This window comes from Flavobacterium sp. GSP27 (genome assembly GCF_003970395.1).
In the GTDB taxonomy this organism is placed as follows: domain Bacteria; phylum Bacteroidota; class Bacteroidia; order Flavobacteriales; family Flavobacteriaceae; genus Flavobacterium.
In genome coordinates, this window is sequence record NZ_RYDP01000001.1 from 297,231 (window position 1) to 318,918 (window position 21,688).

Below are 21,688 nucleotides of genomic sequence, written 5' to 3' on the forward strand. Positions count from 1 at the left end.
ATTTCAATAAAAAATTATTAAACACCATTAAACCTTTATAAACACTATGAAAACTACAGAAACAAGAATTCAAGAATTAGTTACCGACTGGATTACAAACCCAAGATGGAATGGCATTGAGCGACCATATACTGCTGAAGAAGTGGTGAAATTGCAAGGTTCGTATCAAATAGAATATAGCGTAGCCAGAATTGGAGCGAATACTTTATGGAATAAACTAAATGCTCAGGATTTTGTAGCCGGACTTGGCGCGCTTACCGGAAACCAAGCCATTCAAGAAGTAGAAGCAGGATTAGACGCCATTTATTTGAGCGGATGGCAAGTTGCTGCTGATGCAAACGTAGCCGGCGAAATGTATCCTGACCAATCTTTATATCCTGCTAACAGTGTTCCATTGGTTGTAAAACGTATCAATAACGCTTTATTGAGAGCAGATCAAATACAAGTGGTTAACGGGACTGCAGACAAAAAAGAATATTTAGTTCCTATTGTGGCTGACGCCGAAGCCGGTTTTGGTGGAAACCTAAATGCTTTTGAATTAATGAAAGCGATGATTGAAGCGGGAGCAGCCGGAGTTCACTTTGAAGATCAATTGAGTTCTGCTAAAAAATGCGGTCACTTGGGTGGAAAAGTATTGGTTCCTACGCAAGAAGCCATCAACAAATTGATTGCGGCTCGTTTAGCAGCTGACGTAATGGGAACGCCAACAATTGTTGTGGCACGTACCGATGCGGATGCAGCAAACTTATTGACTAGCGATATTGACCCAAGAGATGCTAAATTCATCACAGGCGAAAAAACAGGAGAAGGCTTTTTCTATGTAAATTGTGGTGTGGAGCAAGGAATTGACAGAGGATTGAGCTATGCGCCTTACGCTGATTTAATTTGGATGGAAACTAGCAATCCGGATCTGGATTACGCTAGAAAATTTGCTGAAGGAATTCACGCAAAATTCCCAGGAAAAATGTTGGCTTACAATTGTTCGCCTTCTTTTAACTGGGCTGCAAAATTATCCGTTGCTGAAATGGAAACATTCCGCGAAGATCTTGCGGCAATGGGATACAAATTCCAATTCATCACTTTAGCCGGATTCCACGCATTAAACACTAGTATGTTCGAATTGTCTAAAGCCTACAAAGAAAGAGGAATGGCAGGATATTCTGAATTGCAGGAAAGAGAGTTTGCTTTGCAAAAACACGGTTTCAAAGCGGTAAAACACCAAGGTTTCGTAGGAACATCTTATTTTGATGCGGTACAAAATACTGTAACAATTGGAAAATCTTCTACAACCGCAATGAAAGATTCTACAGAAGCGGCACAGTTTTAAACAGAACAACAACTATAAAAAAAACACGATTTCATCTGAAATCGTGTTTTTTGTTTTTAAAATAAAAGGACTGTTTATTTTGATTCGATAATTTCAAGATCAGTAACCACTTTCTCTTTTCCTTTTTGAATGCTTATTTTATTCACTGAAACTGGAAGGTAATAGTTGCCGTTTTTAGCTGGTTCCAATTTTAGTTTTTTGTCTTTATTTTTCCAATTATCAGCAATTGCTTTGGTTATGGAAAGATCATATACGTGTTTGTTCAATCCTTTTACAGCTTTTACTTTCTGAGAATAAACCACTTCTTTCAAGCTGTTTTCAATTTGCAAAAGTACTTCTGCATCTCCATTCGAATAAAACCAAATCTCCGCTTTTGGCTCTGAAGCCTTAGCCCAAGAACTCCAGCTGTTTCCCCATTCTTTTGTTTTTTTTATCTTTTTAAGTTCGAAAACATGAAGATTTTCCGCTACAACTTTATCATTCAGTTGTTGCACTTGATCCAAATTGACTTTATAAATTGAACGACCGTGAGTTCCTACCACTAAATCTTTTGCTTTCTTTTGAATCACTAAATCGTGAACGGCCACGTTTGGAATTCCATTAGAAAAATCATCCCAAGATGTTCCTTTATTTAATGAAACATACAAACCGTTATCCGTTCCCACATATATAACATTCTCGTTTACATTATCCTCCACAATTACATTCACTGGACTTGCAGGTAAATTATTGGCGATATTTTTCCACGTTTGACCAAAATCATCTGACATATAAACATAACTGGTGAAATCATCATTTCGATACCCGTTCAAAGTCGCATACACTCTTTCTTTCTTATGTGCCGAAGCCACGACTCTGGAAACCCATTTATTTTGCGGTAAATTTCCCGAAATTTTGTTCCAAGTTGCACCGCCGTCTTTCGAAACATGAATCAATCCATCATCACTTCCTGTGTAGAGTAACCCAAACTGCAAGGTACTTTCACTGATAACAGCAATTGTTCCAAAAGCAACATTTCCTTCTTTTGCTCCTTGCGTTAAATCCGGCGAAATAGCCGTCCAAGTTTCCCCTTGATTCATCGAACGATGCAAGAAATTAGATCCCATGTATAAAATATCCTGGTTGTGTGAAGACAATAAAATAGGCGTTTGCCAATTGAATCGAAAGGGCTTTTCGTCCTTTTTTGGCTTTGGCGAAATATACTCCCGCTTGTTAGTCGCACGATCAATTCTGTAATAATTTCCAAATTGAAACCCTGTAAAAACAATATTGGGATTCCTTTTGTCAATTTGAGTCTGCATTCCATCTCCACCCATCAAATTTTCGTAAGGATATTTTCCGGTTTGGTACCATTCTGAGGAATATTTATAATCACTTGGCCCAACCCAAACCCCATTATCCTGCATCCCGCCATAAATGTTATACGGTTCTTGCTCATCTACATTTACTGAATAAAACTGACTCACTGAATGCGAATTACTTTTCACCCAGTGCGCTCCATCATCATACGAAATATTCAAACCTCCATCATTTCCATTGATTAAATGCCCTGATTTATTTGGGTTCACCCAAACAACATGATGATCCGAGTGAACATTTTCCTCGCTTATGGAGGTGAATGTTTTTCCGCCATCATTTGATTTTATAATGGGCACGCCCGATAAATAAATTTTATTGACATCGTTAGGATCAACTGAAATAACACTGAAATAATACCCGTACGAATAAAAGAAATCATCGATAAAATCTTGATGGGTCTTCGTCCAGTTTTTCCCGCCGTTACTTGATTTGTATACTTCGGCTCCAATTACTTCTGTTTCCGCTAAACTATTGATCGCATCCAAAACCACTTTTGCTGCTTCGTTAGGTTGCAAATACCCGTTTTGAACCCAGTGTTTGATATTTTCGGCTCTGTATTTTTCGGTTAAACCGTAATTCTTTAAAATAGAATTCAGACTTTTATTAGGTAATTTTAAGAATTCGTCCCCCGGCATAGAAAACGCAACCGGTAACGAATTACTTTTTTTGGATTGTAACGGTCTTTTGAATTGGTTGTCCAAAATGGCATACACATTTTCATCGTCATATACCGCTAAACCAATCCTTCCAACGCCTTCTCCAACCGGAAATCCGCTTTCAGCATTCGTGAAAAGTTTCCATGTGAATCCCGCATCTTCACTTTTATAAATTCCCGAAGTAGCACCGCTTCCTATAAAATCCCACGCTTTTCTATCTTTACTCCAAGAAGCCGCATATTGAACTTTGAAATTTTTTGGTGAAACAGCCACATCTATAATCCCCGTTTCATCATTGATATAAAGGGTTTTACTCCACGTTTTCCCACCATTAGTCGTTTTGTAAATTCCTCTTTCTTCATTTTTTGAGTACAAATGACCCACGGCACCCACAACAACTTCATCTGGATTTGATGGATTTATCAAAATTCTGCTGATGTGATGGCTGTCGTGCAATCCCATATTTTGCCAAGTCTTTCCTTTGTCTTCGGATTTTAAAATTCCAATTCCGGCGTAAGACGATCGCGACGAATTGACTTCGCCAGTTCCTACCCAAATCGTGCCTTGTTTCCAGTCTATCGCAATATCACCCACATTTTGTGTAGGCGCCGCATCCATAATAGGCAAAAAACTCATTCCGTTATTATTCGTGTACCAAAGTCCGCCTGAGGCATAGCCCACATAAAACTCGGTTGGATTTTCGGGGTTTACATCCACATCTACCACTCTTCCGCTCATCACCGTTGGACCGACATTTCCGAAAGCAACATTTTGAAAAAGCGATTGTTTCTCCATTATTTTTTTGGCTTCCAAGGCTTGCTGAATCGCTTCGGCAGAAACTTGTCCCCAGGAGACACTATGTGCAATAAGAGCCGAAAAGAGTACTATTTTTTTCATGTAAATTTATTTGAGTTGGAAAATTAATCATAAAAATAGTTATCTGAAAATTTTATCGTGTAATTAACATCCGTTTCTCTCAAAGTTAGTATTTTTGATTATTCAATATTATAAACAAATTGTTATAAAATGAGCGTAGCCAGAAATGGTATCAATACGAATCCTAACGCTCTGTGAACTACACATGATCCATAAAAAACAATAAAAATCAACACATGAAATACCATCAAATTGACAGTGATTTATTTATAAAAAACAGAGCAAAGTTCATGGCTCAGATGAAGCCAAAAAGCGTTGCTATTTTTAATTCTAATGATATTTATCCCGTTTCGGCAGATAGTACGTTGCCATTTGCACAACACCGCGACATCTTTTATCTGAGCGGAGTAGATCAGGAAGAAAGTATTTTATTGCTTTTCCCGGATGCGCCTTACGAGCACCAAAGAGAAATGGTATTCTTGAAAGAAACCAGTGAGCACATTGCGATTTGGGAAGGCGAAAAACTGACTAAAGAGCGTGCTTTTGAAGTAACAGGAATCAGAACTGTGTATTGGTTGCAGGAATTTGAAAAAGTCTTATTTGAGATGATGACGCACGCTGACACGATTTACATCAATACCAACGAGCATTACCGCGCTACAGTAGAAACCGAAACTCGTGAAGCCCGTTTTGTAAAATGGTGGAAAGACAAATATCCAGCACATGCAGTTGCAAAAAGCAATCCGATATTACAACGCCTTCGTTCTGTAAAAGAAACCGAAGAATTGGATTTAATCCAAAAAGCATGTACTATTACGGAACTCGGTTTTAGAAGAATATTGCCTTTCGTGAAACCAAATGTAACCGAATACGAAATTGAAGCCGAGCTAATTCACGAATTCATTCGCAACCGTTCCAGAGGTTTTGCCTACACGCCAATTATTGCTTCCGGAAATAATGCTAATGTATTGCATTACATAGAGAACAATCAACAATGCAAAGCTGGTGATTTGATTTTGCTGGATGTTGCGGCTGAATATGCCAATTATTCCAGTGACATGACGCGTACCATTCCGGTTTCAGGAACGTATACCAAAAGACAAAAAGAAGTGTATAATGCCGTTTTACGCGTAAAAAATGAAGCGACTAAAATGCTGACAACAGGTACACTTTGGAAACAATACCATATCGAAGTTGGGAAATTAATGACTTCAGAATTGCTAGGTTTGGGTCTTATTGACACAGCCGATGTGCAAAACGAAAAACCGGAATGGCCCGCTTACAAAAAATATTTCATGCACGGAACATCACACCACATGGGGTTGGACACGCACGATTATGGAATCCTCACCGAACCCATGCAAGCGAATATGGTTTTTACCGTAGAGCCTGGAATCTACATTCCTGCCGAAGGTTTCGGAATCCGTCTGGAGGATAACATTATCGTTCAGGAAAGCGGCGAACCATTCAACATGATGCGCAACATCCCAATTGAAGTAGACGAAATTGAAGAATTAATGAACAGTTAATTCCTCAAAAACGTATAAGGAAATCGGTTTACAGCAATGTGAACCGATTTTTTTTGGGCGCTACCCAGCCTCCGTAAACTCCGGCTGCGTCGGGCTATTCGCTGCAAATGAAATTCACTGAACTCCTATAAAAACAAATGTACGGTGAAGTAATCCCTTGCGCACTTCAACGAGAAAATCTACAATTCCAAAACATCAATTCCAAAACATCAATTCCAAAATCCATGGTAAAGCTGTAACTTTTTAATCATCTTACCGACCTATTTAAAAACAAAAAATATTTTAAACCATTAAGTAATTAAGAAAAATTAAGCTCTGATTCTAAATGAAACTTAATTTCTTAATGGTAAAAATCTTTTAAACAAAAACTTAAAGTACAGAAATCATGCAAGCACACGAAATAGACTACCACATTTACGGCGAGGAAATGCAATATGTGGAAATAGAATTAGACCCACAGGAAATTGTAATTGCCGAAGCCGGAAGTTTTATGATGATGGACAATAATATCCAAATGGAAACTATTTTTGGAGACGGTTCCGGACAAGAAAACGGATTGTTCGGCAAACTTTTAAGTGCCGGAAAAAGAGTATTGACCGGCGAAAGTCTTTTCATGACGGCGTTCATCAATCAAAATACTATCAAAAGCAAAGTTTCCTTTGCCTCACCGTATCCCGGAAAAATAATCCCAATTGACTTAACGCAATTTGACGGCAAATTCATTTGCCAGAAAGATGCCTTTCTCTGCGCCGCTAAAGGTGTTTCTGTTGGAATCGAATTCTCTAAAAAACTCGGTCGCGGATTGTTTGGCGGTGAAGGTTTCATCATGCAAAAATTAGAAGGTGACGGTTTGGCGTTCGTGCATACCGGCGGAACATTAGCCAAAAAAGAATTAGCAACAGGCGAAATCCTAAAAGTCGATACCGGTTGCATCGTAGGTTTTACCAAAGATGTGGATTACGATATAGAGTTTATTGGCGGCATCAAGAATTCTATTTTTGGTGGCGAAGGATTATTTTACGCCACGCTTCGCGGTCCGGGAACAGTTTACGTGCAATCGTTGCCTTTCAGTCGACTCGCCGACAGAATCATCGCATCTGCTCCCAGAGCTGGCGGAAACAGTCGCGACGAAGGCAGTTTATTGGGCGGTTTAGGCAGTTTACTCAATGGTGATAAACGATTTTAGTTTACAAAGTATTTTGTCGAATTGTCATTCCGACAAAGGAGGGGTCTCATTATAAAAGTCAAGAATGTGATTTCTCCTTCGTCGAAATGACAAAACAAAAACACTTTTTGTTTACTAATTCTGCTCAAATATTTTTTTTAATTTTTATTGGCATTTTTTAGTCTAATCCATACAAGAATTCTAAAAAATAATATGACACATCTGTTTAAAAAAAAATTAAAGCCCTAATTTTACAGTCGTTCGAAACAAACCCAAAAAAGGGAAACAAATTCTCTTTAAAAAACACCATCATCTCCTATTGCGATATCAGGAAAGGAACCGCTATTATTTTGCCTCATGGTTTTCTAGAGAACAAAACGAGGAGGGGTTTTAGACTCCGAAACGGAATGCTTGAATTACATACAAAGAATGAAATGTTCAAAAACTTCTGAGATTGATCTTGGATTGGTAATGTGCTTTGGGGAAAATCCAGAATTGAAACGTATTATACATACAAACAATAAAAAACATAACAAATAAAATTAGAGGTAATCTGTAAAATCAGAATTGTCCGCAGGCTAAATTTATGAAACTATTCATCACAGGAATTGGTACTGATGTAGGTAAAACCATCGCGTCAGCCATTGTAACAGAAGCTTTAGAAGCTGATTATTGGAAACCCATTCAAGCGGGGGATTTAGACAACTCAGATAGTCATAAGATTAAATCGTTTTTGTCCAATAAAAAGACGGTAATTCATCCCAACGGTTATGCCTTAAAAACGCCTGCAAGTCCTCATTTTGCTGCAGAACGAGATGGAGTTGTTATTGATTTAAAGAAAATTAGTGAACCTCAAACAGAAAACCACTTGGTTATTGAAGGTGCAGGCGGTGTTTTTGTGCCGTTAAACGCTAAGGATTGTGTTGTAGATTTGATTCAGCCCGATTACAAAGTGATTGTGGTTTCCCGACATTATCTGGGAAGTATCAATCATACGTTATTGACCATTGAAGCTTTGCAAAACCGAAAAATTAAAATCGCCGGAATTATTTTTTCGGGCGATGAAAATAAGGCTACTGAAGAAATAATTCTGAGTAAAACGATTGTAAAATGCATTGGACGTATAGCGCAAGAACCATATTTTGATCAAAATGTCATCCAGGAATATGCAGCTTTATTTCGGGAGCAGCTATTGAGTTTATAAAATCTTTGTGAAACTCTGTGCTTTCTCTGTGTATCTTTGTGAAATATATTATTTAAAATGACTTTAACAGAAAGAGACCGCCAATATCTTTGGCATCCGTATACCCAACACAAAACGGCAGGGCTGCCAATTGCCATCAAAAAAGGGAAAGGCGCTTTGCTTTGGGACGAAAACAATAAAGAATATATTGATGCGATTGCCTCTTGGTGGGTCAATCCGTACGGACATTCCAATACATTTATAGCCGATGCGATTTACAAACAACTCACCACATTAGAGCACGTATTATTTGGCGGATTCACTCACGAACCAGCTGTTTTGGTGGCAGAGAAGCTAATGGAAATTTTACCTAAAAACCAACAAAAAATATTCTTTTCCGATAATGGTTCTACGGCTGTTGAAATTGCGATTAAAGTTGCCCTACAATATTTTTTCAATAAAGGAGAAAAGAGAACGGTGATAATTGCTTTTGAAAATGCGTTTCACGGAGACACTTTTGGTGCTATGGCCGCAAGTGGAATATCGTTTTTTGTGGAAGCATTTAAGGATTCTTTGATTGAAGTGATTCGGATTCCGGTTCCTGTTAAAGGGCAGGAAGAGCAAAGTTACAACGCTTTACGTCATGTAATAAAAAACAATAATTGTGCGGGTTTTATTTTTGAGCCATTGGTTCAGGGAGCTGCAGGAATGGTGATGTACGAACCAGAATCGTTAGATAAACTGATGCGAATTTGTCAGCAGAATAATGTGATGACCATTGCAGATGAAGTGATGACGGGCTTTGGAAAAACGGGAAAAACGTTTGCAACGGATTATTTATTAGAAAAACCAGATATGATGTGTTTGTCTAAAGCGTTGACCGGAGGAACAATTCCGATGGCGATTACGACTTTTACGCAGGATTTATTTGATGCTTTTTATGATGATGATATTAATAAAGCGTTGTTTCATGGGCATACATTTACAGCAAATCCTACCGGTTGTGCAGCGGCTTTGGCCAGTTTGGAATTGCTGCAAACGAATGAAATGCAGGCGAATTTAATTCGGGTCAATCAAAGGCATCTGAACTTTCAGGAGCGCATCAAAAATCATCCAAAAGTTACTGCAACCCGAGTGCTGGGCGTTATTTTTGCTTTAGAAATAAAAACCGAAAGTGCTGCCAGTTATTACGGAAGTTTACGGAACAAACTCTATGATTTTTTTATCGAAAACGGAGTGATTTTGCGTCCTGTTGGTAATATCGTTTATATCTTACCGCCTTATGTTATTACCGATGAGCAATTACAAAAAGTGTATGAAGTGGTCGAAAAAGCGTTAGAAATAGTCTAGTTTTTTGGCTGCAGATTAGAAAAATCCGTTTTTATCGGTTCAGATCCGTGTCATTGGTGTGCTATTTTTCCGCAGATTGAACGCAGAATGTAAATAACTTTGCGACCTTTGCGAAAAATAAAATAACTTGTCAACAACAATCTCCATAACTGCCATAGCTTCCCTTTCTCCATTAGGAAATGCACCTGAGGAAATTTGGAAAAAATATCTCGATAAAAATCATTGTTTTTCCGAACATTTTTTGGATCAAAAAAACACATTTGTAGCCAAAATTGATGCTGATTCTACTGAAATAATTCGCAAGTTGAAACAGTCAGATAACAAATATAAATCCTTGGACCAATCCGTTTTGTACGCTATGGCGGCTTCGCGGCAAGCGATGCAAAATGCAGGCTGGAATTCAAATGACGTTTTTGGAATCAATATTGGTTCATCTCGCGGTGCCACGGATTTATTCGAAAAGCATTATCAGGAGTATTTAAAAACAGGAAAAGCACAAACATTGGCTTCTCCAACGACCACTTTGGGCAATATTTCCTCTTGGGTGGCACATGATTTGCAAAGTTCTGGCCCTGAAATCTCACATTCTATTACGTGTTCTACTGCGTTGCATGCCGTGTTAAACGGAGTGGCGTGGCTAAAAGCGGGAATGGCAGATAAGTTTTTAGTCGGTGGAACTGAAGCGCCTTTAACTGATTTTACGATTGCCCAAATGCGCGCCTTGAAAATTTATTCGAGTCGCGCAGAAGAATATCCCAATCGGGCTCTTGATTTAGAAAAAAAGCAAAACACCATGATTCTGGGTGAAGGTGCTGGGGTGTGTTGTCTCGAAATTGGGGAAAAAGAAAACGCCTTGGCCTACATCGAAGGAATTGGATACGCTACAGAAATTCTGGAACATAGTATTTCTATTTCGGCAGAAGCGACCTGTTTCCAGAAATCTATGAAAATGGCACTTCAAAATACTGATTTGTCCAAAGTGGATGTGATTGTCATGCATGCTCCGGGAACTGTAAAAGGGGATTTGACCGAATATAAAGCGATACAGAAAGTTTTTGGTGAAAGCCTGCCTTTGCTCACTACCAATAAATGGAAAATTGGTCACACCTTTGGTGCATCAGGGATTTTGAGTATGGAATTCGCTATTTTGATGCTGCAACACAATCGTTTTATCGGAGTCCCTTTTGCAAAAGCGCAAGCACAAACAAAACCGATTAAGAAAGTATTGATTAATGCCGTTGGTTTTGGAGGAAACGCGGTAAGTGTTCTTTTGAGTGTATAAGGATGCCATTTATAAGAGGTGTTCTTTTTAAAAAAGTAGCTACGAATTACTCTAATTTCACAAATTTTGGTAATCAGTGTTAATTGGTACGATCTGTTTATAAAGGTCAAGGTTTAATGGCACGCAGATACCGCAGATTTAAGCGGATTTTTATTTTTGTGTGGAATACCATTTGAATGAAATCAAATAATTCCATTGTCGGTTTTGGTTTTTTTTCAATGTGACTTAGAACTGAATCTTGGGCTAAAATGAATTGTTTTGGAGTAGCTTTTTCTTTTGCAAACAAAAAAAATCAGCGTTAATCGGTTTTATCCGTGTCATCCGTGTTCCAACTTTCCAGTTCTTTTGCTTTTTCGTAGACTAAATTACTTTCGTAGCCTTTTCGGAGCAAATAATCACAAAATTTTTTTCGTTTTTTCAACCGGTTTGCTTCCCGAATGGCCTCCCATTGTTTTTGGGAAATGCCGTCAAAGGTTGCGGTATATTCCTCATGCGTAATTTCTTTGAGTGCCAGATTGATATTGTATTGTGTGATTTTTCGGAATTTTAATTCATTGATAATTCTGATTTTGCCCCAAAACTTGATGCGGTGTTTTCCTCTGGCGAAACTGCAGGCAAAACGACTTTCATTCAGGAAATTACTACTGATCAGATGCACTACAATCGTATCGATTTCATCAGAGTCCATTTTCATGCTCCACAGCTTTTGTATTACTTCTTCGTGACAGCGTTCCTGATAAGCACAGTAGTGTTCAATTTTAGGAATGGCTGTTTTTAGGGTATATATGGGATTCATTTTTTTGTTTTTGCGCTTGTTCTTTATGGTTTAAATAGGTTCAAGCATTCTCATTGTGGGTTTCAAAAATAAGATATTAAATTTAAAGTGTCGCAGGACGGGAAACAGGAATTTATTTTTTGTTGTTTTAGCTAGGAAAAAGGCTTAGGGTTTGAAACAAAGCGACTGTTATAAAGCCAGTTAAGATGGTGTGAATGATTTTTTAAGAGAAATGGTAGAAGATTTTTAATAGTTAAAACATGTATTTAAACAGAATATTTTGCGCTTGGTCGATTAAATTAGGTTTTATTTAAAATACGGAACGATATTACCAGAATAGTTGATTTTACTTATTTTTTGTATTTAAAAGAATTAGAGATTTAGCTGTAAGATGCTTAAATAAATATCATAACATGAATAAAAAATTACTTTTATTAATTGCATTCTTTTTTAGTTTTGGTTTAGGTTATGGTCAAGTAGTAAATTACTCTTTTTCGCAAGCTAGTGGTACCTATGCAGCTTTAAATGGTGTGTCGATTGGTACTTGGGACGATTTTGTAAGCGCGAATACCATCGAAATTGGATTCTCATTCAATTTTAATGGAATTAATTATACTACGTGTTCTGTTAACTCTAATGGGTATATTACTTTCGGCACCACACTTTCTTCCAATATAAGTTATACCCCTATATCTTCAAATACTGGTTTTGAAGGTGCAATTAGTGCTTTGGGAATGGATCTGTTTAGTGCTAATTCTAATATAATTTATAGTTCAATAGGAAGTGCACCCAATAGAGTTTTTGTATTGCAATGGACCAACGTGCGTCGATATGAGGGTACAACGGCTAGAAATGGTGACTTCAATTTTCAGATTAGATTGAATGAATCATCAAATACAATTCAAGTAATTTATGGTGGTTGTGCTACAACTTACGCAGGTAGTCTGACTGCTCAAGTTGGATTACGTGGATTAAATAATACTGATTTTAATAATAGATTAGTAACTAATAACTGGCCTACATCTACTGTAGGGGTTAATAATACCGCTAGTTGTAGAACAGGTAGTGGTTCAGGAGAATTGCCGCTTAATGGTTTAACCTATACATGGACACCAAACCCTATCATAACTAGTTTTACACCAAGCAATGCTTGCGCTGCATCTGGAGTTTCAGTAATTATTACAGGAAGAAATTTTACAGGAACAACGGCAGTAAATTTTAATGGGATTCCGGCATCATTTACAGTAAATAGCAATACACAAATAACGGCTCAATTACCAGCTACAGCCACAACTGGATTTATAACTGTAACTACTTCTGGTGGGACGGGGACGAGTCTTAGTAGTTTTACGGTAAGTACACCTGCAGGAGATCAAATATCTTATGGTAATAATTCCTGGTTAGGTTATGTGTATGCTAATACAAATGGGAGTCCGCCTAGTAATGCTTTTACAACTACCTATAGGGGGTATGTTACGCAAACGGAGAATTTTGATTTAAATTTAGTTGGCGGAGCGCTTTCAGGGCCTAATGTATGTGGTAGTTATACTGATAATTTTGCGGTACGATTTAAAATGAATAGAAACTTACCGGCAGGATGCTATACATTTACAGTAGGTGGTGATGATGGGTATCGTTTAAGTTTAGACGGAGGTCTAACGTATGTTATAAATAACTGGAGCGATCATTCGTACCAAGAAACAACCTCTACGGTTTACCTTAGCGGGGCTACTAATTTTGTGCTAGAATATTATGAAAATTTAGGGCAGTCACGTGTGCGGTTTTCATCCACATTTTCAGCACTTGGGATACCTGTTGTGGGAGCCATAACGCAACCTACTTGTGCACTAGCAACTGGAAGTGTTTCATTAAGCGGTTTGCCAGCAACTGGATCTCGAACCATTATTGCAACTCCAAATACAGCAGGCTTGACAGGGTTAACGGGAACGGGAGAAATTACAACTGTTGGAGGTTTGGTAGCAGGAACAACCTATACATTTGCAGTTTCAAATGGAACGTGTACGTCCTCAGTGAGCTCTAATGTTGTAATCAAGCCATTGCCATTGGTAGCTTCATTCAATGGGACTTGGACAAATGGTCCGCCAACTATTGAACAAAGCATCGTTTTTTCAGGTAATTATACCTCCATTGGAAACCTAGAAGGCTGCGATTGCACTGTAAACGCTGGAGTTCAAGTGAATGTACAATCCGGTCATACTCTCAAAATAACGAATGCTGTAAAAGTAAATACAGCTCTGGGTACCAGTTTGATATTCGAAGACAACTCTAGCTTGGTCCAAATAAATGAGGATCCTGATATAAATACAGGAAACATCGTTTATAAACGTAAATCAGGGGTAATTAGGAAATCAGATTATACCTACTGGTCGTCGCCCGTTGCTTTTCAGCCCCTAATTAAGGTATCTCCAAATACAAACCCAAACAGGTTTTGGTCCTTTAACGCAGCAACAAACAGCTGGGTACCGGAAAACTCAGCAAATATAATGGGCAGAGGAAAAGGATATATTATTCGTGGACCTGAATTTTTTCCTGCACCAAATCCGACATCTGATGTAATTCAAGTACCTTTTGAAGGTGTTCCGCATAACGGGCAATTTGAGATTGATATAGCAAGTGCTGGAACTTCAAATTTAATTGGGAATCCGTATCCTTCGGCACTAGATGCTGAATCGTTCTTAAGAGCAAATAGTTCAGTATTGCAGGGGACTCTTTATTTCTGGACTCACAATACTGAGATTCGTGCAGCAACTGATGCTAGTAGCGGAAGCTCGGGGCAATTAGTTTATATTTCGGATGATTATGCTTCTTATAATCTTTCGGGAGGTGTTGGAACTGCAATAGTAAAGGGGAATACAGAATCAGGTATAGAGAAAGAGGCTAATAAACCATCGGGTAAGATTGCCTCAGGACAAGGTTTCTTTGCAACTGGTCTAATGACGGGGAAAGCAATATTCAAAAATAGTATGAGAGTGGGTGTAGGCACTATCACGGGAGATAATGAGCAGTTTTTTAAAACTACCCAAAGCTCAAAAAACACGAATGCAGTCGAGAAAAACCGTGTTTGGCTCAATTTAACAAATGATAAAGGTGCTTTCAAGCAAATGCTGGTTGGGTATCTGGATGGTGCTACTAATGGTTATGACAATGCCTTTGATGGTGTAAACAATAATGGAAATCAGTTTGTTGATTTTTATAGTATCAACGAAGATAAGAAATTAACCATACAAGGAAGGGCTTTGCCCTTTGATGAAAACGATATTGTGCCATTGGGATATAGTTCTGTAATTCAAGGTAGTTTTTCAATTGGTATTGATGAGGTCGATGGGATTTTTAGTTCTCAGAATGTTTACCTTGAAGATAAAAGTAACAATAGTATTTATGATCTAAAAAAAGCAGTTTATACTTTTAGCACTGAAAAAGGAACCTTTAATGATCGTTTTGTATTGCGTTATACGGACAGGACATTAGGAGTTGGCGATTTTGATACTGCCGCGATGCAGGTTTTAGTATCTGTAAAAAACAAGCAGATAAAAATCAACTCATCAGTAGAAACTATTGATAAAGTTTTTATTTATGATGTGCTGGGCAAGCAAATTTATAAAAAAACAAATGTTGATAACACTGAATTAGTAATCCCAAATTTAGGATCAAGTGAGCAAGTTCTAATTGTAAAAACAGTGTTGCAAAATGGAGAGACAGTTACAACAAAAACGGTGTATTAAAAGCATCATACAACAATACATTCCAAGCCCATTTTGTGTAAACAAAACGGGCTTTTTTTGTTTAAATAGTTTTTTGAAGCTATTTGTATGTTGATTTGCTCTTGTTTTTGGACAAAACTACCAATTAATTTTAAAAACGGTTCTCGATACACGTCACTTCAAATGCGAAGCGTATCGAGAAGTTTTGTTTCGTTTTGCTACACAAAAAAATATGCGAACTGACGTTTTTAATAATTGTACCCAACGGGTTGTACTAGTCCGAATGAATACCGAATGTTTTTTTTGACATAAATTTCCAAAAATTGATTGCATCATTATATTGAAAATCGGTGCTAAGCTGTGGGGTCTGTGTCCATTTTTAAAAAAAATAGAGGAATACCGACAAGCATATGAAAAAAACAAGAGCCTAATTCAGTGTGTTATTTTTAGTTTAAATATCACTAAATGTGGGTATTGTGATTGCAAAAGATTGTATTTACTTTTATAAAGTTATCGCTGATATTTCTTTATCAAATGAATTTCAACAAAAAAAGCAACAATTTAAAACAACCCATATGGCACGTAATCTTTTAGTACAGTCATGAATTTTCGGAGAGCTCAAGCAAACGCCGGAAATTCAATTTTAGACATCAAAATACGACACTTTACTATTTTTTTCTTCTTCCTTTTTATTAATGTAGCTTTTTCACAACAAGGAAAGTCAGATGTTGCATTCAACACGTATGATGACGGTTTGCAAGGCGACGGTTTTGATGGAACCATAAGAACTGTTGTTTTGCAAACGGATGGGAAACTAATTGTTGGAGGTGATTTTTTAAATTTTAATGGGGCTTCAACTCCATATTTGTGTAGGTTACTGCCGGACGGTTCCAAAGATCTTTCGTTCAATTTAGGTTCAGGCATCGAAGGCAAAGTATATTGTTCCTTAATACAACCGGATGGGAAGATTATTTTAGGCGGTTCTTTTGTAACCTTTAACGGTGTAAATGTTGCAAAACTAATCCGTTTAAATGCTGATGGAACTAGAGATGTAACTTTTAACTCTTCTGCTGGGACTACCAATAATATAATATATTCATGCGATTTGCAATCAGATGGTAGTATTGTAATTTGTGGCAGTTTTACCGGTTACAACGGAGTTCCCGCACCTAGGGTAGCTCGAATTTTGCCTAATGGAAATATTGACACAGGCTTTGCAATAGGTAGTGGCGCTGGCTCCCTTGTTGAAGAAATCAAAATTCAAGCTGACGGTAAAATAATTTTGGGAGGATCTTTTACTTCCTTTAATGGAACTGCTTGCGGCAGAATAATTCGATTGAATAGCAATGGGACTGTTGACGCTACTTTTGTTCAAGGAGCCGGTTTTGATGATGATGTGTCAGCACTAGCGACACAAGCGGATGGGAAAATTTTAGTAGGGGGTGTTTTTTTAAATTTCAATGGTGTTAAAACCAGTAGAATAATTCGTTTGAATAGTGATGGCTCGCTTGACGCTACTTTTAGCACTGGCTCAGGGTTTAGTGGGGGTGTTGTAGCGGTTGTGAAACTAAATCCGGCTGGAGGTGTTTTGGTTGGGGGATCTTTTACGGGGACTTATAATGGAACAGCTGTTAATAGATTAGTTTTACTGGAAGCAAATGGAGTTATTAATCCTGCCTTTGATATTGGGGCAGGCCCGTTTTCGGCATCCGTTCTTGATTTAGCTACTGCATCTGATGGTTCTTGGTACGTTAGTGGGTCGTTTTCTATTTTTGATTCCCAAAATCAAGGACGTTTGGCGCGAATTGATGCTTTTGGCGCTTTAGACATTGGATATCTTACTGCTGGAGTTGGTTTTGATAATTCTGTTTTAAAAGTAAATGCGTTATCAGATAATAAAACGATGGTTTTTGGAAATTTCACCAAATTCAACGGAACGATGTGCAACCGAATTGCAAGGTTATCAGAAGACGGAGCAATTGATGTTTCTTTTAATAATTCTGGTGCTGGAGCCAATAATTCTATAAAAACCGCTATTGTACAACCGGATGGCAAAGTTGTTATTGCAGGTGTTTTTACATATTATAATGGTGTCGTAAGGAACAGGATTGCCAGGGTTCTGGCAAATGGAGACATTGATGCGGTTTTCTCTATTGGAACCGGATTTAACAATCAGGTGTATGCTTTGGCGGTACAACCTGATGGAAAAATAATTGTCGGTGGAAATTTCACAAGTTACAATGGGGTTTTGAAGAATAGAATCGCTCGATTATTACCCGATGGAACTTTAGACTCCAGTTTTAATACCGGTTCTGGAACTGATGCTATCGTAGAAAATATTTTATTGCTACCCGATGGAAAAATTGTTTTAGGCGGCCAGTTTTCTTTTTTTAATGGGATTTCGTATAATCGGATTGTTCGCCTGAATGCGGATGGAAGCATAGATCCTGGATTTTCTATAGGAACTGGTTTTGACAAAAATGTGTATGCAATAGCACTGCAATCAGATAATAAACTGATTGTTGGTGGGACATTTACAACATACAAAGGCGTTTCCGCAAAAAGAGTGTTGCGATTGAACAGTGATGGGAGTTTAGATATCACTTTTGCAACGGGATTGGGATTTAGTAATGGAGAAATTAGGGCAGTTTTAGTCCAGCCCGATGATCGCTTATTAATTGGCGGAACGTTCTCCGGTACATACAACGGGACAGCTGTGAGGCGAATGGTTCGGTTGCTAGCAACGGGAGATGTTGACACGACATTTTCGGTAAATTTGAATAATACGTTGTTTAGTATTTGTTTTACTCCCAATAATAAAGTGCTTATTGGAGGAAACTTCAATTCGGTTTCAGGTGTAACTAAACATCGAATAGCCCGAATTAAACTCTGTTCCAATAGCTCCGTTTGGAATGGGAGTTCCTGGAATAATGGAATGCCATCTGCTGAAAAGACACTGCTTTTTCAGGGAAATCACCCCTCATTTACAACAGTAAACTCCTGTTCTTGTTTCATTAGTGCAGGGAACACGGTTACAATTCCGGCAGGAAATACGTTAGGTTTGGTTTTCGATTATTCTGGTTCAGGCACATTAATTTTAGAAAACAATGCTGCATTGTATCAATCTGAAGATCAGGTCAGTAATTCCGGAGTGATTCAATTAAAAAGAAAAACAACGCCCATTCTCCTCACAGATTATACCTATTGGTCTTCGCCTGTTTTAAATCAAAAACTGATTGATGTTTCTCCTGATACGCATTGGGATAAGTTTTATTCCTTTGATGCTTCAAGGAATTCATGGGCTAATGAGATTTCAACAAACGTAATGTCAGTTGGTAAAGGATATATTATTCGTGGTCCGAAAACTTTTTCAGAAACGAGTGCAGCAAATTATGAAGCTATTTTTGCGGGAGTTCCCAATAATGGGTTGGTGTCAGTGCCAATTGCGGCCACAGGTACGTCAAATTTGATTGGCAATCCGTATCCTTCAGCGATTAACGCAGATTTGTTTATAATTGCAAACAAAGAAACTATGGATGGAACTATTTATCTCTGGACACACAATACGGCTATTAATAAGAACGTATATACTTCAGATGATTATGCGGTGTATAACTTATTGGGAGGCGTTGGTACGAGTGCTGCAACTAATTCAGGCGTTAATAATACTAAGCCAGACGGGAAAATAGCTTCAGGACAATCTTTTTTTATGACGAGTATCAATGGTGGTGGGACAGCTATTTTTAATAACAGTATGCGTGTGATTGGTCAAAACGCTAGTTTTTTTAAATCAAGTGCCATTAATAAATCAAAATCTGAGGCTATAGAAAAAGACCGAATTTGGTTAAATTTGAGTAATAATGAAGGTGCTTTCAAACAAATCTTAATAGGATATGCAACGGGAGCGACAAATGATTTTGACCGTTCTTTTGACGGTGAGAGTTTTGAAGGAAATCAATATTTAGACTTTTATAGTAGGAGTCAAGATAAGAATTTAGTAATTCAGGGGCGTGCATTACCGTTTGAAGAGACAGATGAAATAAAATTAGGTTTTAGCAGTAAAGTAGCAGGAGCTTTTATCATTAAAATAGATCAGACAGATGGAGTGTTAGTCAATAAAAATGTTTTTATTGAGGATAAATTAAATAATAATCTTGTTGATATAACAAACGAAAGCTATGCTTTCACTACTGCTGTGGGAATATTTGATGATCGTTTCGTTTTGCGATATACAAACAAAAACCTAATTTCGGATGAATTTATAAAAGAAGATGAATCTGTTTTTGTATCGACTAAAAACAAAGAGTTGCAAATAAAATCAACCAAAGAATTCATAGAGCAGGTTGTTGTATACAATTTAGCAGGAAGTACAATTTATCAAAAAAACGAAATCGACAACAATGATTTCTCAGTTCTGAATTTACTTGTTGGTCATCAAGTTGTGTTGGTGAAAATAGTTTTGCAGCATGGAAGGGTTGTTACCAAGAAAATAGTGTACTAAAATAGAAGTCTAAAAAAACCATCTTGCTCCTGCAAGATGGTTTTGAGTCTTTATTCAAAAACGAAGATTATTTCCCTTTGCCAGATGCTTCAAGGTTCTTCTCGATGGTATGTCCTGGTCGTGACCATTTTGGTTTTTCACCCAAGGGAGCAAATTGAGAATCTACAGCTTCAACGGTTTGAGGCTGAGAAACTTTTGTAAAGGGTTTTTGTGGATTTAAACCTAACATTTCAAACATTTTCATGTCTTCATTTACGTCAGGATTTGGAGTGGTCAATAACTTATCTCCAGCAAAAATGGAATTGGCACCAGCAAAAAAGCACATGGCTTGACCTTCACGACTCATGTTCATTCTTCCCGCAGAAAGGCGGACTTGGGTTTCTGGCATGATGATTCGGGTTGTGGCTACCATTCGGATCATTTCCCATATTTCAACTGGTTTTTCTTCTTCCATTGGCGTTCCTTCCACAGCAACCAAGGCGTTTATAGGCACTGACTCCGGTTGTGGGTTTAAGGTAGAAAGTGCGACAAGCATTCCAGCTCGGTCTTCAATACTTTCTCCCATTCCAATTATTCCGCCGCTACAAACAGTGACATTTGTTTTACGAACATTTTCTATAGTTTGCAAACGGTCTTCAAATCCGCGGGTCGAAATTACTTCTTTATAATATTCTTCAGAGGTGTCTAAATTATGGTTGTAAGCATATAAACCAGCTTCTGCCAGTCGATGTGCTTGGTTTTCAGTGATCATTCCAAGGGTACAACACACTTCCATATCCAGTTTGTTTATGGTACGGACCATTTCCAGTACCTGGTCAAATTCAGGACCATCTTTTACATTTCTCCAAGCGGCGCCCATGCATACACGGGATGATCCGCTTGATTTTGCACGCAAAGCTTGTGCTTTTACCTGACTTACTGACATTAAATCATTGCCTTCAATTTCAGTATGGTAACGCGCTGCTTGCGGACAATAACCGCAGTCTTCAGGGCATCCGCCAGTTTTTATGGATAAAAGGGTAGAAACTTGAACCACGTTAGGATCATGGTGTTCTCTATGAATAGAAGCTGCTTCATACAGCAAGTCCATCATAGGTTTGTTATATATTGCGATAATTTCGTCTTTGGTCCAATTGTGTTTTGTAATGCTCATTGATACTATTTTTTGATGGCTCAAAAGTAGTTAAATTGTTCTAAAGAACCAATGTAATACCATTGAAAAGCCGGTTCTGAAAATTTTAATAGCCAAATTAAGCAGATGTATACCGGTGTTTTTATATTCCATAAATTCTGGGCGTAGTATTGTAGATACAGCGGTTTATTGATATAGCGGATTTTAAAATTTAATAATACCGTCGCAAAGACCAATACTAATTGTGCTTTGCGACGGTATTAGAGGAAGGATTAATTTAAAATATAGGTTATGATTCAGCTCCGTGTTTGTCTGATGCATAGCGGGGGTCCCAATACAACATAAGCATAAAGGTGACAACTACAGAGGATACTATCCCTTCAAAAAACAAAGAAATGGAATACGTCATCACCGACGGATCCCCGCCAAATAAAAAGGTTTTGGATAGTGATCCCACATAAGCATCACCACCTTTGGAATAACTGTAAATAATTAAGCCAATAATGCTCAAAAATATTCCTGTAAGCGCCGTTAATAATGCTGAAACCGCATTAGAAACTAATATTGTTTTGTTTTCGGAAAAATTAGCCTTTAGTGTTCTATGGGCGCCGTAAAAGACAAACAACACGTTAAATAAACGCAACAAATAAATATCTGCCAGGCCTAAAAGTTCCATTATTAAGAAATAAAGACCAATTCCTATGAAAATAATGAATCCGTTTACTAATTCTTTAGGTAGTTTCATACAGTTAGTTTTAAAATTTAAAAATGATACATTTCTTATAAAAAGCATCCTATTTTCAAATTTACAGAAAAAATAGTAATGTTTTA

Annotated in this window: 12 protein-coding genes; 8 read left to right on the forward strand and 4 right to left on the reverse strand. The window is 37.7% G+C overall.

Annotation, left to right across the window (positions count from 1 at the left end):
• Positions 1-46 precede the first annotated feature (46 nt).
• On the forward strand, positions 47-1,327 hold the full coding sequence (gene aceA, locus EKM05_RS01365) for an isocitrate lyase (RefSeq protein ID WP_126553029.1): 1,281 nt from the start codon (positions 47-49) through the stop codon (positions 1,325-1,327).
• 74 nt (positions 1,328-1,401) lie between these two features.
• On the opposite strand, the gene EKM05_RS01370 is transcribed toward aceA, so the two are convergent.
• Positions 1,402-4,239 carry a sialidase family protein gene (locus EKM05_RS01370; RefSeq protein WP_126553031.1) on the reverse strand — a complete coding sequence of 946 codons (2,838 nt, stop codon included), beginning with the start codon at positions 4,237-4,239 and terminating at the stop codon, positions 1,402-1,404.
• Between the two features lie 215 nt (positions 4,240-4,454).
• Between EKM05_RS01370 and EKM05_RS01375 the strand changes: the two genes are divergently transcribed.
• From EKM05_RS01375 to EKM05_RS01395, 5 genes are all read left to right on the forward strand, one after another.
• Positions 4,455-5,747, forward strand: a complete 1,293-nt coding sequence (locus tag EKM05_RS01375) for an aminopeptidase P family protein (protein ID WP_126553033.1) — start codon at positions 4,455-4,457, stop codon at positions 5,745-5,747.
• A gap of 385 nt (positions 5,748-6,132) precedes the next feature.
• The gene (locus EKM05_RS01380) at positions 6,133-6,933 is read left to right on the forward strand and encodes a TIGR00266 family protein (RefSeq protein ID WP_126553035.1); all 801 of its coding nucleotides are present in this window, start codon (positions 6,133-6,135) and stop codon (positions 6,931-6,933) included.
• A gap of 565 nt (positions 6,934-7,498) precedes the next feature.
• Entirely contained in the window at positions 7,499-8,116 is a 618-nt protein-coding gene (bioD, locus tag EKM05_RS01385; RefSeq protein WP_126553037.1) for a dethiobiotin synthase, read from the forward strand.
• Positions 8,117-8,173: 57 nt separating this feature from the next.
• Complete coding sequence (bioA, locus tag EKM05_RS01390; RefSeq protein WP_126553039.1) at positions 8,174-9,445, forward strand: adenosylmethionine--8-amino-7-oxononanoate transaminase; 1,272 nt, start codon at positions 8,174-8,176, stop codon at positions 9,443-9,445.
• A gap of 127 nt (positions 9,446-9,572) precedes the next feature.
• Entirely contained in the window at positions 9,573-10,727 is a 1,155-nt protein-coding gene (locus tag EKM05_RS01395) for a beta-ketoacyl synthase N-terminal-like domain-containing protein (RefSeq protein ID WP_126553041.1), read from the forward strand.
• 298 nt (positions 10,728-11,025) lie between these two features.
• Here the strand turns inward: EKM05_RS01395 and EKM05_RS01400 are convergent, their stop codons facing one another.
• Positions 11,026-11,523 carry a regulatory protein RecX gene (locus EKM05_RS01400; protein WP_126458127.1) on the reverse strand — a complete coding sequence of 166 codons (498 nt, stop codon included), beginning with the start codon at positions 11,521-11,523 and terminating at the stop codon, positions 11,026-11,028.
• A 392-nt stretch (positions 11,524-11,915) separates the two neighbouring features.
• Between EKM05_RS01400 and EKM05_RS01405 the strand changes: the two genes are divergently transcribed.
• Together EKM05_RS01405 and EKM05_RS01410 are read left to right on the forward strand one after the other, a co-directional pair.
• On the forward strand, positions 11,916-15,245 hold the full coding sequence (locus EKM05_RS01405; protein ID WP_126553043.1) for a T9SS sorting signal type C domain-containing protein: 3,330 nt from the start codon (positions 11,916-11,918) through the stop codon (positions 15,243-15,245).
• A 580-nt stretch (positions 15,246-15,825) separates the two neighbouring features.
• Positions 15,826-19,725, forward strand: coding sequence for a T9SS sorting signal type C domain-containing protein (locus EKM05_RS01410; RefSeq protein WP_126553045.1), 3,900 nt, complete (start codon positions 15,826-15,828; stop codon positions 19,723-19,725).
• Positions 19,726-19,792: 67 nt separating this feature from the next.
• Here the strand turns inward: EKM05_RS01410 and bioB are convergent, their stop codons facing one another.
• Both bioB and EKM05_RS01420 read right to left on the reverse strand, forming a co-directional pair.
• On the reverse strand, positions 19,793-20,878 hold the full coding sequence (bioB, locus tag EKM05_RS01415; RefSeq protein ID WP_126458136.1) for a biotin synthase BioB: 1,086 nt from the start codon (positions 20,876-20,878) through the stop codon (positions 19,793-19,795).
• A gap of 268 nt (positions 20,879-21,146) precedes the next feature.
• Entirely contained in the window at positions 21,147-21,602 is a 456-nt protein-coding gene (locus EKM05_RS01420; protein WP_126553047.1) for a hypothetical protein, read from the reverse strand.
• Positions 21,603-21,688 lie beyond the last annotated feature (86 nt).

Excerpts from the sequence above, each read along its gene's own strand:
- aceA (WP_126553029.1), top strand. The coding sequence starts at position 47 with ATGAAAACTACAGAAACAAGAATTCAAGAATTAGTTACCGACTGGATT.
- EKM05_RS01370 (WP_126553031.1), bottom strand. The coding sequence starts at position 4,239 with ATGAAAAAAATAGTACTCTTTTCGGCTCTTATTGCACATAGTGTCTCC.
- EKM05_RS01375 (WP_126553033.1), top strand. The coding sequence starts at position 4,455 with ATGAAATACCATCAAATTGACAGTGATTTATTTATAAAAAACAGAGCA.
- EKM05_RS01380 (WP_126553035.1), top strand. The coding sequence starts at position 6,133 with ATGCAAGCACACGAAATAGACTACCACATTTACGGCGAGGAAATGCAA.
- bioD (WP_126553037.1), top strand. The coding sequence starts at position 7,499 with ATGAAACTATTCATCACAGGAATTGGTACTGATGTAGGTAAAACCATC.
- bioA (WP_126553039.1), top strand. The coding sequence starts at position 8,174 with ATGACTTTAACAGAAAGAGACCGCCAATATCTTTGGCATCCGTATACC.
- EKM05_RS01400 (WP_126458127.1), bottom strand. The coding sequence starts at position 11,523 with ATGAATCCCATATATACCCTAAAAACAGCCATTCCTAAAATTGAACAC.
- EKM05_RS01405 (WP_126553043.1), top strand. The coding sequence starts at position 11,916 with ATGAATAAAAAATTACTTTTATTAATTGCATTCTTTTTTAGTTTTGGT.
- EKM05_RS01410 (WP_126553045.1), top strand. The coding sequence starts at position 15,826 with ATGAATTTTCGGAGAGCTCAAGCAAACGCCGGAAATTCAATTTTAGAC.
- bioB (WP_126458136.1), bottom strand. The coding sequence starts at position 20,878 with ATGAGCATTACAAAACACAATTGGACCAAAGACGAAATTATCGCAATA.
- EKM05_RS01420 (WP_126553047.1), bottom strand. The coding sequence starts at position 21,602 with ATGAAACTACCTAAAGAATTAGTAAACGGATTCATTATTTTCATAGGA.